Source organism: Streptomyces sp. NPDC048291, from assembly GCF_043201715.1.
Lineage (GTDB): Bacteria > Actinomycetota > Actinomycetes > Streptomycetales > Streptomycetaceae > Streptomyces.
Map to the genome: position 1 here is coordinate 53,177 of NZ_JBICZC010000001.1, position 22,916 is coordinate 76,092.

At 72.3% G+C, this 22,916-nt stretch carries 12 protein-coding genes; 9 read left to right on the top strand and 3 right to left on the bottom strand.

Features of this window, described 5'->3' with window-relative positions; translation table 11 throughout:
* Window positions 1–36 precede the first annotated feature (36 nt).
* The 3 genes from ACGF5O_RS00225 to fxsT are packed head-to-tail and all read left to right on the top strand — an operon-like array spanning window position 37 to window position 7,234.
* Window positions 37–1,500 (top strand): hypothetical protein, encoded by a 1,464-nt coding sequence (locus ACGF5O_RS00225; protein WP_393808381.1) that lies wholly within the window; start codon window positions 37–39, stop codon window positions 1,498–1,500.
* Window positions 1,497–2,621, top strand: a complete 1,125-nt coding sequence (locus tag ACGF5O_RS00230; RefSeq protein ID WP_393807672.1) for an AAA family ATPase — start codon at window positions 1,497–1,499, stop codon at window positions 2,619–2,621. The genes ACGF5O_RS00225 and ACGF5O_RS00230 overlap by 4 nt, the downstream gene beginning before the upstream one ends.
* A complete protein-coding gene (gene fxsT / locus ACGF5O_RS00235) occupies window positions 2,621–7,234 on the top strand; it encodes an FxSxx-COOH system tetratricopeptide repeat protein (RefSeq protein ID WP_393807673.1) in 4,614 nt (1,537 codons plus the stop codon). The genes ACGF5O_RS00230 and fxsT overlap by 1 nt, the downstream gene beginning before the upstream one ends.
* A 78-nt stretch (window positions 7,235–7,312) precedes the next feature.
* Here fxsT and ACGF5O_RS00240 read toward each other — a convergent pair whose 3' ends face one another.
* A complete protein-coding gene (locus ACGF5O_RS00240) occupies window positions 7,313–8,653 on the bottom strand; it encodes a cation:proton antiporter (RefSeq protein ID WP_393807674.1) in 1,341 nt (446 codons plus the stop codon).
* A gap of 294 nt (window positions 8,654–8,947) precedes the next feature.
* On the opposite strand from ACGF5O_RS00240, the gene ACGF5O_RS00245 reads away from it, so the two are divergent.
* The 5 genes from ACGF5O_RS00245 (at window position 8,948) to ACGF5O_RS00265 (ending at window position 15,262) form a co-directional block, all read left to right on the top strand.
* Entirely contained in the window at window positions 8,948–9,997 is a 1,050-nt protein-coding gene (locus ACGF5O_RS00245) for a hypothetical protein (protein ID WP_393807675.1), read from the top strand.
* The gene (locus ACGF5O_RS00250; protein ID WP_393807676.1) at window positions 9,994–11,088 is read left to right on the top strand and encodes a caspase family protein; all 1,095 of its coding nucleotides are present in this window, start codon (window positions 9,994–9,996) and stop codon (window positions 11,086–11,088) included. Before ACGF5O_RS00245 ends, ACGF5O_RS00250 begins: the two co-directional genes overlap by 4 nt.
* A 92-nt stretch (window positions 11,089–11,180) precedes the next feature.
* Window positions 11,181–11,366: a hypothetical protein gene (locus ACGF5O_RS00255; RefSeq protein ID WP_393807677.1), complete on the top strand. Its 186-nt coding sequence runs from the start codon at window positions 11,181–11,183 to the stop codon at window positions 11,364–11,366.
* Between the two features lie 22 nt (window positions 11,367–11,388).
* Window positions 11,389–13,176, top strand: coding sequence for an aKG-HExxH-type peptide beta-hydroxylase (locus ACGF5O_RS00260; RefSeq protein ID WP_393807678.1), 1,788 nt, complete (start codon window positions 11,389–11,391; stop codon window positions 13,174–13,176).
* 187 nt (window positions 13,177–13,363) lie between these two features.
* Window positions 13,364–15,262, top strand: coding sequence for a hypothetical protein (locus ACGF5O_RS00265; RefSeq protein WP_393807679.1), 1,899 nt, complete (start codon window positions 13,364–13,366; stop codon window positions 15,260–15,262).
* 12 nt (window positions 15,263–15,274) lie between these two features.
* Here the strand turns inward: ACGF5O_RS00265 and ACGF5O_RS00270 are convergent, their stop codons facing one another.
* Window positions 15,275–16,438, bottom strand: a complete 1,164-nt coding sequence (locus tag ACGF5O_RS00270; RefSeq protein ID WP_393807680.1) for an FG-GAP repeat domain-containing protein — start codon at window positions 16,436–16,438, stop codon at window positions 15,275–15,277.
* 79 nt (window positions 16,439–16,517) lie between these two features.
* Complete coding sequence (locus ACGF5O_RS00275) at window positions 16,518–21,341, bottom strand: family 43 glycosylhydrolase (protein WP_393807681.1); 4,824 nt, start codon at window positions 21,339–21,341, stop codon at window positions 16,518–16,520.
* A gap of 605 nt (window positions 21,342–21,946) precedes the next feature.
* Between ACGF5O_RS00275 and ACGF5O_RS00280 the strand changes: the two genes are divergently transcribed.
* Window positions 21,947–22,825, top strand: coding sequence for an alpha/beta fold hydrolase (locus tag ACGF5O_RS00280; protein WP_393807682.1), 879 nt, complete (start codon window positions 21,947–21,949; stop codon window positions 22,823–22,825).
* The last annotated feature ends 91 nt before the right edge of the window (window positions 22,826–22,916 follow it).

A 22,916-nucleotide genomic window follows, 5' to 3' on the forward strand; every position in this document is an offset into this window, starting at 1 on the left:
CATGCGGCGGGGTTCGAGCATGAGCTGGTGGAGCAGATGTGCGCGGTGTCGGGACTCGATGCACCGGGAGGGCGCGATCTCTTGATCGACATGCTGGCGGGCCGGTTACCCGAGTTAGCCAACCTCCGGCGACACGACCGGAAGCGGCACGACATAATGGAGATAGCCCGGGCCTGCTGGCAGCGGCCGACCGGGCTCTCCGTGCTGGTGGACACCCTCCAGGTGTACGACCCCGGTTCCCTCCCCGTACTGAGGATCGCGGAGCTAGTCTCCGCCTCGCCGGTTCTCGCGGTGCTGCCCGAGGCCGACCTGCGCAGAGCCCGCTCGCTGCTGGGCCGCTTCCCGCATCCCGACGCGCAGGGCCTGCTGCACGCGGCGGCCGGTGACCTTCCGCTCCCGCCCCGCCCGGTCGCCACCCTCCCGGAGGCCTTCGACTTCCTCGCCGGGGCCAACGCCCGCCCCGACGGCCTGCTTCCCGTGCTGGCCCTGGTGGAGCACGCGATCGCGGCGGGCGCCGGGGCCGGCGTCGACCGGCAGGTCGTCGACGGCCTGCGCGGCTGGAACGACGACCAGGGCAGGCGACTCGACCTGGCGGGGCCTCTCGAAACCCTCCGTGCGCAGATCGCCGGGGGAGCCGCGGAACCGGCTCCCGCCTGTCTCGTTGTCCAGTTGAGCAAGCACGGGATGGGCGCGGACGAGTACCTGCTCTCCCACTGGCGTCAGCGGCGGCCGGGCTCGTGGCGGCCGGAGCGAGGAGAGGACCGGATCGTGGCCTTGGCCGAGGTCGAGGCCGCGGTGGAGGAGCTGGTCGGCACCGTCGAGGAGGACTGGGGCGAGCGCCCCGGCAGGCCGGTCCTCGAATTCGTGCTGCCGCTCCAGCTGCTGAACCAGCCCATGGAGTGGCTGCCGACGGCCTCCCACTCCTCCTCCGCGACCGCGCTGTGCCTGGACTACCCGGTGGCGCTGCGCAGCCTGGAGCGGATGCGGGCCCGGCGGTACCACCGGCGCTGGCGCAACCGCTGGCAGCAGCTGACGGCCGGACCCCGGATCGTCTGCCACTGGGACACCACGGGCGAGCGCGGCCACGACGCGGTGCGGTGGAACAGCACGCTCGTCGCCGACGAACGCCTGGTCTCGGTCGCGCTCACCGGGCCTCCGCTGCCCGGGCCGGACGGCCGCCAGGGCACGCTCGAAGCCGCGCTGCGGGCCGGCGTGCCGCTGGCCGTCTGGGACCGCCGGCCCACGCCCCCCGGCGACCTCAAAAAACGGGTCGACAAGCTGCTGAAGGGATCGGCCGCCGAACTGCCGCAGCGCGTGCGGCAGTTGCGGAACGAAGCGGCCACCGCAGCCGCGGCGCAACGGGACGCGCACACCGGACGCCACCTCGCGGTGCTCCTCGACGACCCGAACCGGATGGTGGACTGGTCCGAGTACCAGGGGTACCCGGCGTCGGATCCCGGCAGCGTGCGCGGCGGCCACGACGACGAGGGGACCTCATGAACCGCGTCCAGCATCCGGTGGAGAACGGCCACAACGGCGGGCCGGTCAGCCGCAGTTGGTGGATCTACCGGGGCACAGGGCAGCCGCTGCCCGACATCCGCCTCGCCGACGTGCTGCCCCCGCCGCCCGGCTGGCGGACCTTCGACGGCGGCCCGGTGCTGCCGCCCGTACCGGCCGAGAGCGCCGAGACCGACCGCCGGCTCGGCGCCGCGGGCCGCACCACCTCGCGGCAGAACGCGCACGACATCGACATGATCAACACGGCCCTGCTGCTGCGCAGGCCGCTCCTGGTGACCGGCCGGCCCGGCATCGGGAAGTCCACGCTGGCCTACCTGGTCGCCCGCGAACTGGGCCTGGGCCGCGTCCTGCACTGGGGGATCACCTCACGCAGCACCCTGCGCTCCGGACTGTACGAGTACGACGCCATCGGCCGCGCCCAGGCCTCCCTCGGCCGGGGACCGGCCGCGGTCCCCGAAGCCGTCCCCGACGCCGGCACCGCCGACGACACCTCCGCCGAGACGCCACCGGAGGGCGGCAACGGTCCGCGGATCGGCGACTTCGTGCGGCTCGGCCCGCTGGGCACCGCCCTGCTCCCGTACGAGCTGCCCCGCGTCCTGCTCATCGACGAGCTGGACAAGAGCGACATCGACCTGCCCAGCGACCTCCTGCATGTGCTGGAGAACGGCTCGTACGACATCCCGGAACTGGTCCGCGCCCGCCATCACGAGGCCCGGGCACGGGTGTTCACCGACGACCCGGACACCACGGTCACGGTGGCGGACGGGCGGGTCCGGTGCCGGGCCTTCCCGTTCGTCGTCATCACCAGCAACGGCGAACGGCAGTTCCCGCCGGCCTTCCTGCGCCGCTGCGTCCGGCTGGACGTCTCCCCGCCCCGCGAGGACCAGCTCGCCGCGATGATCGCCGCGCACTTCCGGGACCAGCAGGGCCGGTACGACGACATGATCCGGGCGTTCGTGGAGCGCAGCCGGGAGCACGGCGGACTCGCGACCGACCAGCTGCTCAACGCCGTGTTCCTGCGGACGGCCGGGGTCCGGGAGGACGACGAGTCCTGGGGCGAGCTGCTGGAGGCCCTCTGGCGTGAGTTGTCGGGGGCGCCCTGATGGGTGAGGAACCGCGTGCCCGTCCGGAGGCCTTCGAAGTGGCGGAGGGCCTCTGGCTGCACGCGTACCAGATGCTGGCGGCCCGGCTGCCGGCATCGGACCGCCCGCCCCAGCCCCGGCCGACCGCGCTGTCGGGGCTCTCCGGGCTGCCCGAACCACTCGGCGGGCCGTCGGCGTTCGGCGGTCCGGGCGGTCGCGGTCCGGGCGGAACGGGCGGCGGGAGCGCGTCCGGGACCGGCGGCGGTACGGCGAACGGGTCGGGTGGAGGTACGGCGAACGGGTCGGGCGGCGGCGGGCCGGGGGAGACCGGGGGCGGGACGGAGAGCGGGGACGGCACGCCGGACGGGACCGCCGACGGCACGATGTGGGAGCCGTCCGGTGACGGGGCCGAGGTGCTGTTCCTGCCGTTGCCGTCCGCCGGACCGGGCGGGCGAGGGTCCGGTTCCGCGCGGGAGCGGGCGACCGGGTGGGCGCCCGCCGGGCCGGCCGGGGACGCCGAGCCGGTCGAGGTGGCCGAGGTACTGCCGGACCTGCGGGACGCGGCGGGGATCACCCGTGCCCTGCGCGCGCTGAAGCAGCTCGTGCCCTCGGCGTCCGAGGTCGAGCTGGACGAGGAGACCACCGCCGAACGCGCCGCCGAGGACGGCCTGTGGGTGCCCTACACCAGGGCGGCGGACGAGCGCCGCTTCGACCTGGTGCTGGTGGTGGACGACCACGCGACGATGGTGATCTGGGAGCAGACGGTCGCGGAGTTCACCGCCGTGGCGGAGCGGCTGGGCGCCTTCCGGGACGTACGGGTGCGCCGGCTGGGCCTGCGCGAGACCCCGCGGGGGCCGGAGGCGGTGCTGCGCGGGCCGTACCCGGAGCACGACGTCCCCGGGGTCCCCGGCGAGCTGGTGGACCGCACCGGCCGCCGGATCGTCCTCGTCCTCACCGACGGCCTGGGACCGCTGTGGCGGACCGGGGCCGGCCGGCAGGCGCTGGAACTCTGGTCGGCGGCCGGACCGGTGGCGGTGGTGCACCTGCTGTCCCAGCGGGACTGGCACCGCACCGCGCTGGCACCCCGGCAGGCACGGCTGCGCAGCCCCCGCGCGGGGGCCCGCACCACCGAACTGGCCGTGGACTTCCCGGCCGAGTGGCACGACCCCTTCGACCCGCCGCCCGGCACCTGGACGGCGGCGGTCCCGGTCCTGGAGCTGGACGCACGCTGGCTGGGCCGCTGGGCGGCCCTGGTCGCCGGTGCGGAGTCCGGCTGGGTCGAGGCCCCAGTGCTGCTGCTCGGCGCGCCCGACACGTCGGACGCCTCCGACGACGACCTCGCCGAGCCGCCGGTCGTCATCCCGGCGCCCTCGGTGCAGGAGCGCATCCGGCGCTTCCGCAGCCATGCCACCCCCACCGCCTACCGGCTGGCCACCCACCTGGCCGCCGCGATCCTGGAGCCCCGCCTGGTGCGGGACGTCCAGCGCAGACTGGTGCCCGAGGCGCAGCCGGCCCATCTGGCCGAGCTCTTTCTGAGCGGCCTGCTGGAGCAGCCCGCGCAGCCCGCGCCGGACGGCGTGACCGCCCCCGCGCCGCTGGAGTTCGTCGACGGGGCGCGCGAGGCGCTGCTGGCGGGCGCGATGCGCGCGGACACGGCCCGGGTGGTGAGTTCGGTGTCCGAGCTCTACGGCGACCGGTTCGAGGCGGCCCGCGGGCTGCCCGGTGCGCTGCTCGCCCCGGAGACCGAGCCGGTTCCGCAGGTGACGGCGGAGAGCCTGCCGTTCGTGCGGGTCGAGCTGGCCGTGCTGCGCGCTCTCTCCGGGCCCTATCTGCTGCGCGCCCGCCGGGTCAGCGCGGCGCTGGAAGGGGCCTCGCAGGGTGCGTCGATCGCTCAGAATTCGCGGCGGATAAGCCACGATGTCCGAAATAAAGATGCTTTAAATTCAGACTTGGGCGGCATGGACATGACCGACACCACTGCCAGTGAGCACCAGCAAGCGGCGGGAGGTTCCGCGAGCGTGACTCCCGTGCGGGAGAACCCTGCTCCGAGCCCCGACGGCAGGGCGGGCGCCGACCTCTTGTCAGCCGCCAGGACGGTCCCTGGGCCGGCCGAGCCGTCGTCACGCCATTCCGCCCCCGAGCGCGCCTCCGTACCGGTCGTCTGGGGCAACGTGCCACCGAACAACCCCAATTTCACCGGCCGGGAGGAACTCCTCGTGCAGGTGCACGAGCAGTTGCTGACGGGCGACACCTCGGCGGTGCTGCCGCACACCCTGCACGGCATGGGCGGTGTCGGGAAGTCCCAGATCGCCATCGAGTACGTCTACCGGCATGCCTCCGAGTACGACGTGATCTGGTGGATCCCCTCCGAACAGCCGACGATGATCCTGACCGCGCTCACCGAACTCGCCCACCGGCTCGGCCTGAACGTGGGCACGGAGGCCAACCGGGCGGTCCCGGCGGTCCGCGAGGCCCTGCGCCGGGGCGAGCCCTACGACCGCTGGCTCCTGGTGTTCGACAACGCCGAGAACGTCGAGGCGGTACGTCCCTACTTCCCGACCGGCGGCACCGGAAAGATCCTCATCACCTCCCGGAACCAGGAGTGGGACCGGGTCGCCAGGACCCTCTCCGTGGACGTCTTCACGCGGGAGGAGAGCAAGGCCCTGCTGCGCCGCAGGGCCCGCGACCTGTCGGACGCCGACGCCGACCTGCTCGCCGAGGAGCTGGGCGACCTGCCGCTCGCCATCGAGCAGGCCGCCGCCTGGCAGGCCGTCACCGGCATGGCCGTGGACGAGTACCTGGGGCTGATCCGGGAGAAGATCGCCGAGCTGATGCTCGAACTCGTCCCGTCACCGGACTACCCGATGTCGGTGGCCGCCGCCTGGGACGTCTCGCTGCGCCAGCTGGAACAGCGCAACCCGGCCGCGCTCCAGCTCCTCCAGGTCTGCTCGTTCTTCGCCCCCGAGCCGATCTCCCGCTCGCTCTTCAACAACTCGCGCAGCACCATCGCCCCCGAGCTCGACGAGGCCCTGCGCCACCCGATCCGGCTCGGCCGGGCCATCCGGGAGATCAACGTCTACGCCCTGGCCCGTATCGAGCACCGGCACGACACCATCCAGCTGCACCGTCTGGTCCAGGCGGTCCTGGTCAACCGCATGTCCCCGCAGCAGCAGGCGGAGATGCGGCACGGCGCGCACCTGCTGCTCGCCGACGCCAACCCCAACGGCCCCGGCTCGCGCGAGCTGTGGCCGCGCTACCAGCAGCTGCTGCCGCACATCGTGGTGTCGCGGGCCGTGGAGTGCGACTCGCCCTGGGTCCGCGGCCTGATCCGGGACGTGGTGGAGTTCCTCTCCATCTGGGGCGACTTCGACGGCGCGGTCTCCATGGCGCGCGAGGCGCTGCAGGTGTGGACCGGGAAGTTCGGCGCCGAGGACCAGCAGACGCTGGAGATGGCGAAGTGGCTGGCCTTCCTGCTGCGCAGGGTCGGCGAGTACGAGGAAGCCGCCGACATGATGCAGCGCACCGCCGACACGTACATCAGGGTCGCGGGCGAGGACGACGAGGGCACCCTGGACGCCCTCATCCAGCTGACCAGCGGACTGCGGCTGCGGGCCGACATGGCCGAGGGGCTGAACATCAACCGGTCGGTCTACGAGCGCTCCCTGCGGGCCTTCGGCGAGGACGACCCGGCCACCCTCCGCGCGGCGCACAGCCTGGGCATCGGCCTGCGGCTGATGGGCCTGTACCAGGAGGCCCGCGAACTCGACGCGGAGACGGCCCGGCTGCGTGGCCTCACCCTCGGCGAGAACCACCTCGACACCCTCAACACCCTCAGCGGCCTGTCCCTCGACATGCGCGAGGTCGGCGACTACCTGGGAGCGCTGGTCCACCAGGAGGACATCTACGCCCGCTACATCGCCAACTACGGCGAGGACAACCCGGCCAGCATCACCTGCGCCCGGGTGCTCGCGGTGTGCCGTCGGCGCGCCGGCGACCACGACGGGGCGATGGAGCTCGCCGAAGCGGGGCTGTCGAGGGTCCAGAGCCGGTACGGAGCCGACCACCCGGACGCCATCGCCTTCGCGGCCAACCTGGTCGTCGACCTCCGGCAGAACGGTCAGCCGGAGCGGTCCCGGGACATGGGCGAGGAGACCGTCGAGCGTTACGCCGCCCAACTGGGCCCCGCTCACCCCTACACCCTGTCGGCCCGTACGAACGTGGCCATCACCCTGCGCCATCTGGGCGAGCTCGACGCCGCCGGGAACCACCTCGACGCGGCGCTGCGGGGCATGCGCGAGTCGCTGGGCGACGAGAACATCCTCACCCTGGCCACGGTTCACGGCATGGCCAACCACCTCAGCGCCCTGGGCCGTCACGCGGAGGCCCTGGAACTGGACCGGCAGAGCCTGGAGATCCTCAGGCGCGACATCGGCCCGGACCACCCGACCACCCTGGCCTGCGCCAACAACGTCGCTCTGGACCTGCGTGCGCTGGACCGGGTGGACGAGGCCACGGTGCTGCACACCGACACCCTGACCCGGTTCCGCCGGGTCCTGGGCGAGAGCCACCCGGCCACCGTCGCGGCGGCCAGCAGCCAGCGGGCCGAGGTCGACATCGCCCCCGTGCCGTTCTGAGCGGTGAGCGGTGAGCGGTGGGCCGGGCCCCGAGCCCGGCCGACCGCCCCGACCCGCCACGGGGCCACGGTGCTACGGCTACGGCTGCGGCGTCGGCTCGGCGTCCACGGCCGGGGCCTGGCCGGAGTCCGGTGTCTGCTCGTCGCCGGGGTCGGGGCCCGGGCCGGTGCCGGTGCGTCCGGGCGGCGCCGCGTCGGCGGGCCGGTGCAGTGGACGGATCAGCGGCCCGGTGGCCGCCGTGGTGATCAGGGCCATCACGACCAGCAGCGCGTACAGCCGGGGGCCGATCACGCCGGCCTGCAACCCCACGTTGAGCACGATGAGTTCGGTGAGCCCCCGGGTGTTGAGCAGCACGCCGATCATCAGCGAGTCACGCCAGGGCAGCCGGGCGCCGCCCCGGGCCGACAGGGCGCCGGCGGCCACCTTGCCGATGACCGCGGCGGCGCATATCACCAGCAGGAGCAGCAGGTCGGCGGCGTGCAGTCCGCCGAGCTGGACCGACATCCCGGAGATCGTGAAGAACACCGGCAGCAGCAGGCCGCCGGTCTCCTGGAGCGGGCGCAGCACCTGGCTGTCCGGGGCGCCGTCGGGCTGGCGGGGCATGACGATCCCGGCCAGCAGCGCACCGAAGATCACATGCAGCCCGAGCGCGCTGGTGGCCCAGGCCGAGGCCAGCGCCAGGGCGGCGGCGAGGGGGACGTGATTGGTCATCAGGGCGCCCGGCCGGTTCATCCACCACTTCAGCGCGGGCCGTACGACGACGAACATCACCAGCACGTAGCCCGCGAGCAGCGCCACCTTGACGGTCCAGGCCCGCAGCGAGCCGTCCTCGCCGCCGATCAGGGCGACGGCCAGCACCGGCCAGCTCAGCGCGTCGATGACACCGGCGGCGGCCATCGCGATCGTGGCGGGACGGGTGCCGGCCAGCCCCTGGTCCCGGATGATGCTCGCCAGCACGGGAACGGCCGTGATGGACAGGGCGACCGCCATATAGAGGGTGAATGTCGCGTCCACCGGATGCCCGCCGTTTACGGAGCGGAAGCCTCCGGTGAAGAGCAGGACGATGCCGGCTCCCATCAGCATGGGAATGGCGAACCCACTGAGTGAGACGGCGGTCACCGTGCCGCGATTGCGCAGCTGACCGAGGTCGAGTTCATAACCGACCGCGAAGAGGAAGAGCACCAGGGCGACTTGCGCCACGGCCGTGAGAATTGGCTTGATCTCGTCCGGGAAGAGGGTTTGGTACACCCCGTCGGGGGCCAGACCGAGCAGACTCGGACCGAGGGCGATGCCGGCGAATAACTGCCCGATGACGGAGGGCTGGCGCAGTTTGCGGGCCGCCGCTCCCAGCGCCGAGGAGGCTGCGATCACCACCGCGAGAGCTGCGACGACATGAGTGACAGTGGAGTCGATGCTCACCGGCATCCCCCTTCGGCAAGTGCCGCACCCTGTGGCGTTGTTCACACGCAGTGTAGCCGGTGTACGGGCAACTGACCTATTGTTGCGTGCGCTTGGAATATGCCGTTCTGGAGCGGGGGGTCGGCGGTGACGACGGTCGTATTCGTACACGGTACCGGCGTGCGGGAGCCGGGATTCAGCGGAACTGTGGAAGTCGTACGGGAAGGATTGCGGCCGTTACGACCCGAAGTCCACATATCTTCCTGTTATTGGGGAGGAAGTGCCGGATCGGTTCTGCATTCGAACGGTATTTCCGTGCCGGGGTACGGGACGGGGCGTGAATTACCGCGCGCGGGCGCCTCCGGCGCGCCCGGGGAAGAGCTCGATGAGGACGTCGAATTCTGGGGACTTCTTTATCTGGACCCGCTGCTCGAACTGCGCCTGCTCACCGAGGAGACCACGGGGAGAACCGAGTCGGCGCCCGGTACCCGGCCGCCGGGCGAGGCCCTCTCCGCGGCGGCCCAGGCGCTCGTCGAGGACGCCCGGCTGCGCGGGCCGCTGGACGCGGCGGGCCTCACGGAGGACTTCGCCGCCGCCGTGGCCGCCGTACTGACCGCCGAGGACTGCCGCCGCTTCCTGCGCGCCCCGGCCGAGGGCGCGGGACCGGCCGAACTGGCCCGGGCCTTCGTGGCCGAGGCGGTGCGCCGCAGGACCGGGCGGCAGGGGCCGGCGGCGGCCCCCGACGGCACCGCCCGGGACGCGGCGGTCGCCCGGATCGCCGGCCTGCTCCCCGGCCCCGGCGACGAACCCGGCACGCACCGCGGCCCGGTGACCCGGCGGATCAAGCGGCTGACGGGACGGCTGGCCCTCGGCCTGGCCTCCGCCCAGGCGGTCAGACGGCGCTCGGCACTCACCGACGCGGCCCACCCGGCAGCCGGGGACGTCATGCTCTACCTGGCCCGCGGCGGCCCGATCCGCGAGGCGGTCGCCGAGGCGGTGCTCACGGCGGAGCCCCCGGTGGTCCTGCTCGCCCACAGCCTCGGCGGCATAGCCGCGCTGGACCTGCTGGTGCTGCGGCCCCTGCCGCAGGTCGCGCTGCTGGTGACCGTCGGCTCGCAGGCCCCGTTCCTGTACGAGCTGGGGGCCCTGCCCAGCCTGGAGCCCGGCAGCCCGCTGCCCGCCCACGTGCCGCGCTGGCTGAACGTCTACGACCGGCGGGACCTGCTCAGCTACCTCGGGGCCGGCGTCTTCCCCGGCCGGGTCGCGGACATCGCCCTCGACAGCCGCCAGCCCTTCCCGCTCTCCCACAGCGCCTACTGGAGCAACCCCGAGCTGTACCGCGTCCTGGCCGAGGAGCTGCCGTGACCGCCGCCCGCCCGGAGCGCACCCACGCCGTCGTCGTCGGCGTGGAACGCTATGCCGCCGGACCGTCCTGGGACCTGCCGGGCCCGGCCGCCGACGCCCGCCGGTTCACCGCCTGGCTGCGCCGCCGCGGGGTGCCCGCGGCCCACATCTCCCTGCTGCTGGGCGCCCTGCCCGGGACCGGCGGACCCGAGGTGGACGTGCCCGCCGGTCCCGCCGGGCGCGAGGCCGTGCAGGAGGTGCTGACCCGCCGGCTGCCCGCGCTGGAGGGCGACCTGCTGTTCGTCGTCTGGGGCGGCCACGGGGTCACCGACCCGCAGGGGCACCGCAGGCTCTTCTACGCCGACGCCACGGCCGACGACAAACGCAACCTCGACCTGGACGCCTGGCTGACCACCCTCACCACCGACGCGCTGCCCGGCTTCCGGCGCCAGATCTGGCTGGTGGACTCCTGCCAGACCTTCGTCGAGGACCTGGGCTTCGCGCGTGCACTGCCCGGCGAACTCCCGTCCCCCGGTGGCCGGTTGCCGAACCGGGAGCAGTTCGTGCTGCTGGCCTCGGCACCGGGGCAGCGCGCGGCCAACGACCCCGTGCTGCGGACCGGGGCGTTCTCCCGTGCCGTGCTGGCGGTGCTGGAGGCGGCGGGCGACGAGAACTGGCCACCGGACATGGGTGCAGTGGCAAACACCGTGATCGGACGTTTCACCGAGGGGGGACAACGGCCCACCTCGCTCTGGTACCGGTCCGGGGCCGGCGACGTACGCCACTACGAGTTCCCCGCCACCCGGCGCCGGGAGGAGCCGGTGCCGGACGCCGCCCTGGCCGAACTCGTCGCCCTGCTGGCCGGATGGCCCGCGCTGGCCGACCGCGACCAGCGCCAGCTCGTCATCGGCATGCTCCCCGTCGACCTGGCCGGTGCCATTCCCCGGCTGGGCTCGGCCCGGGCCGACATCATCAGCATCGTGCGCACCTGCCGTCTGCACCCGGGAGGCCTGGCCGCTCTGGTCGAGGCGCTCGGCGCGCTCGACCCGGGCTCGCTGGCCCAGCGCGACCTGAGCGACTGGGCGGCCCGCCGCCTGCCACCCGGGCAGTAAGGCTGTCCGGCCTGATCACGGCCTTCCCGGTACCTGGTCCATGCGTCATCATGAAATCAACGGGAGACAGGGCGTACTCAGGGGGATGGCACATGAACACGTCCGCGGAATTCATGAGATCCGAACTGCCCGACCTGAGCGACACCGCCCTGTCCGACCTCCGGTCGCGGAGCCCCGATGTCTACGCGCGTGCACTGGAGCGGTTGCTGCGGCAGGTCGAACGGCCCAGGGTCAACTTCGCCAACGAGGGCGGACCAGGATCCGGACGAGCTGACTGACGGACCTCGCGGAAGGAGACTTGTGCAGCCGGACGCACGCTCCGCACCCGCCCAGGCGGATCATCATCTCGTACCCTCGGCGTACTTCGCCGACCTGGCCGCGGGCCGGGGAGGTCCCGAGGCGGTGCGTTTCCTGCGCGTCACCGAGTACAGCAGGCGGCTTCTGCTGCTGCGGACCCTGCTCGACGCCGTCGCCGAGACGCCCGGCGCGCTGGGTCCGCTGCCGTCCGTGGACACCGCGTGGGACATCCTGACGGTGGCTCAGCAGCGGGTCCCGGAGGACTTCGCCGAACTGCTGATGCACCCCCAGATCGGCATCTGGCTGGGCCATGGCCTGCGGCGCATCAGCCACACGGCCTGGGGCGAGGGGCCGCTCTGGACCGACCTCGGGCATCTGCACGCGGTGTGCGCGGTCGCCGCGCTGCGCGCCGGGCTGCCGCTGCGCACCACCGTGCCGTTGCGGGACGGCACGGTGATGTTCCCCACGCTCGGGCTGGCCCGGCTGCCGGACTGTCCGCGGTGGGGGACGGCGGAGGTGGTGGTCGGGGGAGGCCGGCTGCGGGTCGATCCGCAGGGCGCGTGCGTGGGCCCGTCCGGCGCCCATGACGGTGACGCCCCCGGGTGGCAGGGGCTGCACACCCTGCGGGCCGACGTGCGGGGACGGACGATGACCCTCTGGCTGGACGACATAGACCCCTACCGGGATCTGAGCGAGCCGCTGCCCCCGCAGCGCCTCGGCAAGGACGAACTCGCCCGCTGGCGGGAGCGGTTCGGCGGTGCGCTGGACCTGCTCGCGGAGAGCGACCCGAGCACGGCCTCCGCCATGGCCGCGGGGCTGCGCACCATCGCGGAGGTGCGCCGGGTGTCGGCCTGGGCGGTCCTGAGCGCCTCGTCCAGCGACGCCTTCGGCGGTCTGCTCTCCTCGCTGCCCCCGGACCCGGTCAGCTTCGCGGTCACCCTGGTCCACGAGTTCCAGCACACCAAACTGGGTGCGCTGCTCCACCTGCTGACCCTGGAACAGGACGGCGGGGCCGAGCGGCACTACGCCCCCTGGCGCAACGACCCGCGTCCGCTCAGCGGCCTGCTCCAGGGCGCCTACGCCTTCCTGGGCATCACGGACTTCTGGTGCAGGTACCTGGACCACGTGCCGCCGGCCGGGCGTCCGCTGGCGGAGTTCGAGTTCGCCCTGCGCCGCCGGCAGACCCAGGAGGCGGTCGACGCCCTGCGCGCCGACCCCGCCCTGACCGCGCACGGCCGCCGCTTCCTGCGGGGTATGGCCGCGCGGCTGCCGGCCTGGTGGTCGGACCCCCGGATCCGGCCGGAGACCGCGGCGCTGGCCGAGTTCACGGCCACCGACCACCGCACGGGCTGGCGGATCCGGCACCTGGCCCCTGCTCCGGACGACGTCCGCGCCCTGGCCAGGGCCTTCACCGCCGGTGCCGCGGTATACGGGCCCGTCGCCGAGTCCACTGTCGTCCCCGATCCCGTCGCGCCCTGGTCCCAGGCCCGTGCCGGGCTGATCCGGCGGCGCCTCGCCGTGCCGGACGCCGGCGACTGGCCCGCACCGTCCGCCGCCGACCGTGCCCTGGCAGCCGGGGACCCGGCCGCCCCCGACGACTACGCCCGCCTGCTGGCGGGCGACCCCGAGGACGCCGACGCGTGGACCGGCCTGGTCCTGGCCCTCGGCGGCAGCCCGTTGCTGCACCGCCCGGAACTGCCCCGCGCGGTGCACCGCGAACTCCGCCTGACCGGCACCACCGCCGACCCGTGCGACGTCGCCCGCTGGCTGGCCGCCGGCCTGGGCGCCTGACTGACCGACCGTCTGAACCGTCTGAGCCGTCCGAACCGTCTGAGAACAGTGTCGACACTGGCCCTGTTATGAGCCACCTTTCCTGAGAATGTTGCCCAAGTGTCGACAGTCTGGCGATGGTGGGAGCAGACTGCACCGCGATCCGGAACCGTCCACAGGCATGTCCGTGACCGCGGAGGAGTCGTTCATGGCAGCACACAGCAAGGGGTACGAGCCGTCGATGAGGGACCGGGTGCGGGCCCTGGTGGCGCTGGCGACCGTGGGGGCGGGTTCGGCGGCGCTCTCGGGGACCGCGCGGGCGGCGGACGCCGGTGACGCGATCACCGTGGGAGCCGGCGAGACCTACGTGGTGGACACGACCATCGCCCTCGGCTCCCTCACCCTCGCCGAGGGCGGCACCCTCGCCGCCCCCGACGGGTACGGCCTCACCCTGACCGCGGACGGCGTGGAGACCGGCTCCGTGCTGACCGCCACGCTCGCCACGGACACCACGATCGCCCCGGGGACCTATACCGGCGACCTCGTTCTCACGGTCGCCGAACAGAACCCCGCCACCTTCGCCGGCGTCACCTTCCCGCTCCGCCAGGCGCTGTACGTCGGCGCGGACGGGGTCGTCGAGGCCAGGTCCGTCACCCCCGCGCTGGTGGGCGGCACGGTCACCGACGCGGCTGCCGACGGCGTGCGCGTCACCTCCACCGGCGAGGCCTTCGACGGCTGCTACGTCGCGGAGGGCGCCTCGTACGCGATCACGGACACCGCGATCGGCTTCACCGGCAACGGCCGGTGCGACTTCGTCGGGGACGGGGCGGCCGTCGTCGGGACCGGGTCGGGCACCCGGCTGGTCCTGGACGGCGTCACCGTCACCAACAAGGGGGTCGTACGCAGCGGGCTGGTCGCCGAGGACGGCGCCGACGTCGTCGTCAAGAACTCCAGCATCCAGTGCCTGAACGGCACCCTGCCCGCCGACTACGTCTTCGGCGGCGGCGCGAGCATGCTCGTCGTGCCCTGGCGGCTCGGCATCTCCGGCAACGTCCGCGCCACCAACGTCATCGGCACCGGTACCAGGGCCACCTACCTCAACTCCACCATCGCCTCCGAGACCTGGGGCGCCTTCTCCACCGACTCCGTCTCCGACGCCCGGGCCACCGCGATCAACTGCACCATAAGGAACCTCGGCGACGAGGGCTACGGCACCTTCGCCGACGGGAACGTCACGGAGCGGATCCTCGGCTGCACCCTCGACGTCGGCACGTACGCCACCATCATCGGCGCCTCCAACAGCACGCTGTACTACGGCGACAGCACCCGCGAGGACGTCGCCCAGCTCAACACCGACCTCGAACTGGGACTGACGGAAGACGAGTTGGCGGCCCTGCCGGAGCTCGGCACCACCATCACCTCCCGGCAGTTCGGGGTCATGTGGCACGGGGCCGGCACCCTGCACATCACCGGCGGCACCGCCCTCACCACCGTCGCGACCGCCTTCCTCGACAAGGCGGTGCGCGCCACCATCACCGTGGACGGCTCGCGGGGCGCCACCGTCGAGCCCGGCAACGGCGTCGTCCTCCAGGTGATGGAGACCGACAACCCGGGCTCCAACGACGGCGTCTACACCGAGCCCACCGACGACCCGGTGAAGGACGGCACCTGGGACGTCTCGGCCGTCCACGACACCGACACCACGGCCGCCTTCACCGCCATCGCCCTCACCGGCGACTTCTACAACGCCATGCGCACCGGCCGGAACATGGCGCTGAGCTTCGACGCGTCGGCCGTCACGGGCGTGCTGTCGGCGTCCGCCTCGCGGCACGCGATCGACACCATCACCTCCGCCGAGTACGCCCAGCTCGGCCATGTCACCAACACCGCGCGGCCGGTCGTCAACAACGGGGTGCTGGTCGCGCTCACCGCGGGCGCGGAGTGGACGGTCACCGGAACGTCGTACCTCAGCCGGCTGACGCTCTCGGCGGACTCGGCGGTGACCGCGCCCGCCGGGAGCACGGTCTCGATGGCGGTCGACGGGGAGCCGACCGCCATCGAGCCGGGCGGCGACTACAGCGGGGCGATCACCCTCACCGTGGCCTGACCCTGGGCCGACTCAGCCGCACGAGCCGGTGAACACGTCCACCGCGTCGTCGCTGCTGCTCGCGACCAGCAGGTCCTGGGTGCCGTCGGACGTGACGTCGGCGGCGGTCGCCTCGTAGGCGCCGTCCGCCGACAGCTCGGTCAGCTCGCTGAGCGAACCGCCCGAGGTACCCGTGTAGACGCTGACCGAGCTGCCGTTGTTGGACGACACCAGCACGTCCGGGATGTCGTCGCCGTTGATGTCGGCCGAGTTGACGGCGACGGGCAGCGCGGACGTGGTGTAGTCGACGGGGTCCTGGAAGGTGCCGTCGCCGTTCCCGGCGTAGACCTCCAGGGTGTCGGAGCCGTTGCTGATCGTGGCCAGGTCGGTGTTGCCGTCCCCGTCGAAGTCGCCCTGGGTGAGCGAGTAGAGCCGGGCCACGCTGCTGTAGTCGGTGACGTCCCCGAAGGTCCCGTCGCCGTTGCCGAGGGCCACGCTGATCCCGCCCGCGGTGGCGACGCTGGCGGTGGCCACGTCCAGGTTGCCGTCGCCGTCGAAGTCGGTGAGGACGAGGCCGTGCGGCCGGGTCACGGTCACCGTCTGCGAGGAGACGGTGAACGCACCTTCACCGTCGCCCAGCAGCAGATTGACCCGCCCGGCCGACTCCTCGGCCACCGCGATGTCCAGATCACCGTCCCCGTCGACGTCCCCGGCGACCAGCGAACGGGCGCCGGCGCCGACCGTGTACCGGGTGGCGGTCCCGAAGGTGCCGTCTCCGTTGCCGAGCAGGACGCTCACCGTGCCGCCGTCGAAGTCGGCGGTGGCGAGGTCCGGGTTGCCGTCGGCGTCGAAGTCGGCGATGACGGTCTGGTACGGCTTGTCGCCCACGGCGTAGTCCGTGGCGGTGCCGAAGGTGCCGTCGCCGTTGCCCAGCAGCACCGAGACGGTGTCGGCGTCGTTGTCCGCGGCGACCACGTCGGCGTTCCCGTCGCCGTCGAGGTCGCCGGTCACCACGTGCCGGGGGTTGTCGCCGGTGCTCGCCGACGTGGCGGACTTGGTGAAGGAGCAGGTGGCGGCCGTCGTCGTGACCGGCTGACTCGCCGACGCGACGGCGGTCACCCCGGCCGCGACCGTTAAGGCACCGGCCGCTCCGTAGGCCAGGATGCGGGGTGCCCGGCGGTTCCTGTGCTTGCTCATGACCGGACGGAGGTCCTTCCGTGAGACGCGGAGAAATTGTCTGTCATGGTCACGGGAACCTACGGGCACCTCCTGTGATTCACGTGTTACGCGACCGTGCTTTCCCGGAGTGCCGTGGCGGCAGGGGTACGACGACGGTGGCCGTCCCCCCGTCGTCGTCGCTGACGGTGACCACCGGCCGGTGCCCGCCCGGCCTCCGGTACAGGTGTTCGGCACGGCAGACGGAGCCGCGGACCGTGCCCCGCGTCGGGCGGCTGCCGTCCTTCCAGTCGACGACGCAGGTGTGGGTGTCGGAGGCGCCCGGGTCGGTGAAGCGGACGGTGACGCTCAGATGTCGGTCGCCGTGGCCGCGGGCGTCGGTGATGACCGGCGGGCCGTTGGCGACGGTCACGGTGGTGGTGTCGGTGCTCCGGCCGCCGGTCAGGGTGAGGGTGAACGTGCCGTTGTCGGTGCAGGTGACGGTGGTCGCGGCGGACGCCGGGTCGGCGACCGTGCAGGGGGCACCCGCGGGGAGGGCCCACTTCGCGGTACCGGCGCCGGAGAGGGTACCGGCGAGCGGGATCGCGTCCCCTTCCGTCCCGCCGACGTCCGGTCCCGCGTGCACGACGGTCACCGGATCGATGCTCGTCAGCGTCGGCACGACCGGCTTGATCAACCCGTCCGCGTCGAACTCCAGCTTGTCGACGGTGGTTTCGCGGTGCGTGCCGTCGCCGCCGGGGATGGCGAACCGGTGGTAGGCGATGTACCAGTCGTCGGTGTTCGGGACGTGTACGACGCTGTGGTGGCCGGTGCCCTTGATCCCCAGGGAGAGGTTCTTGGACAGGATCACGCCCCGCTTGGTCCAGGGGCCGGTGGGGGAGGGCCCGGTGGCGTAGGCGACGCGGTAGTTCTCGTCGCGGGTGTCGTTCTCCGACCACATGAAGTAATAGACGCCGTTGCGCTTGATGACGAACGAGCCCTCGTTGTAGCCGCTCGGCGTGATGTCCTTGACCTTCGCCGTGTCGAGGGACGTCATGTCGGCGTTCAGCGGGACCACATAGGCGTGGCCGTTGCCGAAGTAGAGGTACGACTGCCCGTCGTCGTCCGTGAAGACGGCCGGGTCGATCATCTGGCCGCTGAAGTCACCGGACTTGAGGAGCGGTTTGCCGAGGGCGTCCTTGAACGGCCCGATCGGCGAATCGGCCACCGCCACACCGATGTTCGCGTCGGCGCAGAAGTAGAAGTAGTACTTGCCGTCCTTCTCGGCGATCGTCGGCGCCCAGGCCCTGCTGTCCGCCCAGCTGACATCGGGACCGAGGTCGAGGATGACCCCGTGGTCCGTCCAGTGGACGAGGTCGGTGGAGGAGTACGCCTTGAACTGGGTGCCGCTCCAGCCGTCGTAGCCGTCGGTGGTCGGGTAGAGGTAGAAGGTGTCGCCGAAACGCACGATGTTCGGGTCGGCGTTCAGCCCCGGCAGCACCGGGCTCTTCATGATCAGAGCCGACACCGTCCAGGTGCGCTGCTTGCCGTCGGAGCCCGTCACCTCATAGGCCACCGGCTTGCTGAAGTCCTGCACGCTCCCCGAGGCCGGGCTGATCGCGGCGCCGTGGGCGAGGGTGAACTCCGGGGCCAGGGAGGTGAGATCGGAGCCCTCGGTCATCGGCAGCGTGATCCTGCCGTCCGTGTCGTCGACGATGGCGTCGACCTTCAGACCCGCCTGGGTCGCCTTGGCGATTCCGGCCGTGTTGCCGCTGAGCTCCATCACCTCGGCGGCCGACAACGCCCGGTCGTAGATGCGGAAGTCGTCGACCTCGCCGCCGAAGTACGGGTCGGCGGAGTACAGGGAGCGGCCGATGTAGCCGGTGTAGTCCTTGCTCGCGTCGTACAGCTCGGACGGCTTGACGGTGGTCGTGGTGCGGGCGACCTGGATGCCGTCGACGTAGAGGACCATCGTGCCGGTGGCGCCGTCGAGGGTGACGGTGACGTGCCGCCACTGCCCCGGCGTGAGCTGCGAGCCGGCCGTCAGCTTGGACTCCGCCGACCAACTCGCCTTGGTGATGGCCGAGTAGAGGCTGGAGCCGCCGTTGGACGGCGTGGCGAAGAGGTACTTGTCGCTGTCGGGGCCCAGCCCGAACAGCCACTGGAAGCTGTCCCCGCCCTGCCACTTGGCGTACGTCGACACGGTCACGCTGTCGGCGTTCCTCAGCACCCCGTTCGGGATCTTCACGTACGGCGAACTCGTCGCGTCCCCCGACATCTTGAAGGAGCCGCCCGTCACCCCCGTGCCGAAGGCGGGCGTGCGGACATACGTGCCGTGATAGCCGTGCCCGCTGCTGTCCACGGCGATATTGCCGCCGCTCTCGTCGAAGTCGTAGTGCAGCAGCAGGTCGGCCGGGACGGCGGGCCCCTCCTCCGACACGGTGACCTCGGCCTGGACCGGGATCGCGGTGCCGTCCGGGAGGCTGCCGGTGACGGCGAAGGTGCCGGGCTGCGCGTAGGCGGACGCCGGGACGTCGTCCCAGGTGACGGCCACGGGCCGGTCGACGCCGTCGGCATACGTGGCGATCACGGTGGCGGGGAGGACCGGGGCCTGCCCCGTCCTCGTCTTCACCTTCACACCCTCGACGCTCTCCACCAACCGGTCGGGCTGGTAGGCGCGGAGGAGCCGGTCGTACTCGGCCTGGGTGACCGGGAGCACGGTGCCGTGGCGGGGCTTGGCGGGCAGGTCGTAGTCGGTTACCGGTGTCCAGACCCCGGAGTCGAGATCGTCGGTCTCGAACGGGATGTACCCACGCCCCCCGAATTCGTCAAGGAACGCGTACCACTTGTCCTCCGTGTTCGACTTGAAGACCAACGGCCCCTCGGCCGCGCTCATCGCGCCCTTCCCGATGCCCTCCGCGACCGGCGTCCAGTCGGTGCTGCGGATCGAGTCGCTCTTCTCCTCGAAGACGAACTTGCTGTTGGGGGTCGAGGAGGTGTTGTTCCGCTCGTCCTTGGAGAGCCGGTAGTAGGTCCCGTCCTTCTGGATCACCGTGGAGTCGATGACCGACCAGCCGCGGTCGATCCACACCTTGGGCTCGCTGAAGGTGTAGAAGTCGCGGGTGGTGGCGTACATCATGCGGTTGTACGTGTCGCCGGAGTGCGCGTCGTTGTCGTACAGCTTCGACGCCCAGAAGACGACGTACTCGCCGAGCTTCGCGTCGTAGAACGCCTCGGGCGCCCAGGTGTTGCCCGCGCTGTCCGGGGCGACCTTCACCAGCCGCTGGTTCGTCCAGTGGACGAGGTCGGTGGACTCCCAGACCATGACGGACTTGGAGCCGGTGCGCTGGGCGGCGTCCCAGTCGCCGTTGCCGTAGATCCTGAGGTCGGTGGCGATCTGGTAGAACTTGTCGCCCTCGGGGGAGCGGATGATGAACGGGTCGCGCAGGCCCTTCTCGCCGAGCGTGGAGGTCAGGACGGGCTTGCCGTCGTTCAACTCCCGCCAGTTCAACGGGTCGTTCCCCTTGCTGAGGGCCGCGTAGAGCTGCTCGCCGTCGGCGGTGCCCTCGCCGGTGAAGTAGCTGAACATGTAGCCCTTGAGGGCCTCCCCGGCGGGGAGTTCGGGGACGCGGGCGGTGAAGGTGCGGGTGCTGTGCGCCTCGCCCCTGGTGACCGTGGCGGTCAGGTCGACCGTCGTGGCTCCGGCGCCGTGCGCGGGGCGGTGGACCGTGCCGTCGGCATCGATGACGTCCGGGTCGGCGGAGGACCAGGTGACGGTGGTGCCGTAGGCCCCATCGGCGGGCAGGGTGAGGTTGCCGCGGGCGTCGTCGATGTTGTGGACGGTGAGGGCGTCGGCGGCCTGCTCGGTGGCGGTGGCGTCGTCGAAGTCGGCGCGGACGGTGATGTCGAAGGTCCTGGTGTCGGTGACCGTGCCCTTGGTGAGGGTCGCGGTGAGCGTGGCACGGGCGTCGGGGGAGCCGGCGGCGGGCCGGGTCACCTTGCCGGAGTCCGAGACGACGCCTGGGTTGTCGCTGGACCAGGTGATGGCGGAGCCGCCGGCCGTACCGGTCTTCGGCAGGTCCAGATCGGCGGTCACGGCACCGGTGTCGCCGAGGCTGAGGGCCGCCTTGTCGTCGGCGACGCCCTGGGTGTCGACCGGGAGGGCGAGCTGCCCGACCTCGGAGCCGTCGAGGGCGCGGTCGTATACGCGGAAGTCGCGGATACGGCCCTTGAAGAGCTTGTCGCCGGAGTAGACGGACTTTCCTATGTAGTTGGCGACGGTGCTGCCGGAGCCGATGGCGCCGGGGGTGATGGTCACGGAGGTGTTGCGGCCGACCTCGACGCCGTCCTCGTAGAGCACACCCGTGGTGCCGGTCTGGGTGTAGGCGAGGTGCTTCCACACCGCGCGGGTGAGGTTGTGGGAGTCGGACGGCTTGGTCGTCTGCTCGGTGGACCAGTTGCCGGTGGCGAGGGAGGTACGGAAGGAGTTGCCGGTGGTGAAGAGGTAGCCGTTGCCGCTGCTGCCGCTGGAGTTGCCGAAGCCGTAGAGGAAGTACGGGGTGGACTGGGCGGAGTCGATCCGCACGTCCAGGGACACCGTGATGGCGTCCATGCCCTTCATGACGTCGTCCGGGACCTTGACGTAGGTGTCGGAGCCGTCGAAGCCGAGGCCCTGGCCGGCGGCCGACCAGTCGGCGGTACCGGCGAGGGTGCCGTCGCGACCGTTGCCGGAGGCGTCGGGGACGGTGGTGCCCTCGCCGGTGTCCAGGGGGTACCAGAGGGCGAGGCCGTCGGTGAGGGCGGCGGAATCGGCAACGGTCTCGGTGGTGGCCCGGGCCGGAAGGGCGGGGCCGAGGAGGGCCAGGAGGGTCGAGGCGGCGGTCAGTCCGGCGAGCTGTCCCGCCCGGCGTCTCGCGCGGCCGCGCAGGCGTGAGGTGTGCGTCATGTGCGGCTCCCTGCCAAGTCCCTTGCGATTACGCGGAGATGACGTTGCGTTGCGAGAGTGTCAAACGATGGGCATGGAGCCGTCAAGAGTTTTCGAACGACGTCCGACAGGTCGAACGCCCATTGTGGGGAAGGGCGGTCGGGGCCCGGCGCTCGGGTGAACGCGGGGAGCCCGGCAGTCAAGCTGTGGCCGTGATTTGGCAGTCGGGACGCGGTCATCGTCGAACGGACGATCGCCCTGTCCCGTCTCGGCCTCGGCCGGCTCCGCTAACTTTCCTGCCCCGCACCAGGCTTGGACCCGCCATGTGCGGGGCAGAGCCCTCGTACCGGACAGCAGGCACCGGTCAGGGCTCGGCAAGAGGAGGGCGTCATGGACGGTCGGATCCGCGTACGCGTTGTTCGTCGGCCCGCTCCCCGCGGGCAGGAGATCGACCGCAGGACGCCTTCCGGGCGCATCCTGCCGTACTAGTACCGGAGCACAGCCGCCACCCCAAGTCCCCCCGGATTCAGGCCGGTTGACCTGCACGTTCGTTTCGCGGCCCGGCTCTGTGGGCAATTGTCGGGCAACGTGGCCCCGGCCAAGGCCGCGGGAGGGGGAGACACGGCGTGCCTGATCTGGTGCGGACGACGGGCGGGCGGCGGCTGCGCGTGGAGGTGTCGGGCGATCCCCGGGGGCGACCGGTGTTCCTGCTGCACGGCATGCCCGGCAGCCGGGTGGGGCCGCGGCCCCGGCCGATGTTCCTCTACCAGCACGGCGCCCGCCTCATCAGCTTCGACCGGCCTGGGTACGGAGGCTCGGACCGCCGTCCCGGGCGCCGGGTCGTGGACGTCGTCGAGGACGTGGCGGCCGTGGCCGACGCCCTCGGGCTGGGCCGGTTCGCGGTGGCCGGCCGCTCCGGCGGCGGACCGCACGCCCTCGCCTGCGCGGCGCTGCTGCCGGGCCGGGTGACCCGGGCGGCCGCCCTGGTGGGGCTCGCGCCGCGGGACGCCGAGGGGCTCGACTGGTTCGCCGGGATGGCACCGTTCAACGTCCGCGAGTTCCAGACCGCCTTCACCGACCCGGAGCGGTACGCGGCCCGGATCATCCCCCGCTCGGCCGTCATCCGGAGCAACCCGTCGCAGATGCTGGAGGACCTGCGGGCGGACCTGACCGAGGAGGACCGGCTGATCGTCTCCGACACCAGCATCCGGTCCATGCTGCTGCGCACCTACCACGAGGCGCTGCGCACCTCCCCGTACGGCTGGATCGACGACGCGTTGGCGCTGACCAGCCCGTGGGGGTTCGACCCGGCGCACATCGGGGTGCCGGTGCTGCTGTGGGCCGGTGCCAAGGACGTGTTCTCGCCCGCCGCCCACTTCTCCTGGCTGGCCGCCCGCATTCCGCGCGCCAAGGCCGTCCTGGAGCCGAAGGCGGCCCACTTCGCGTCGCTGCGCGCACTGCCCGACGTACTGGACTGGCTGCTGGCGGGCACGCCGAGGGGCTGACGACGGGGGTCCGCGGCGTGCCGTGCGCCGATCGCCGATGGCCGCCGTGCCGACCGCCGCGCCGGCCGCCGTGCCGACCGCCGTGCCGACC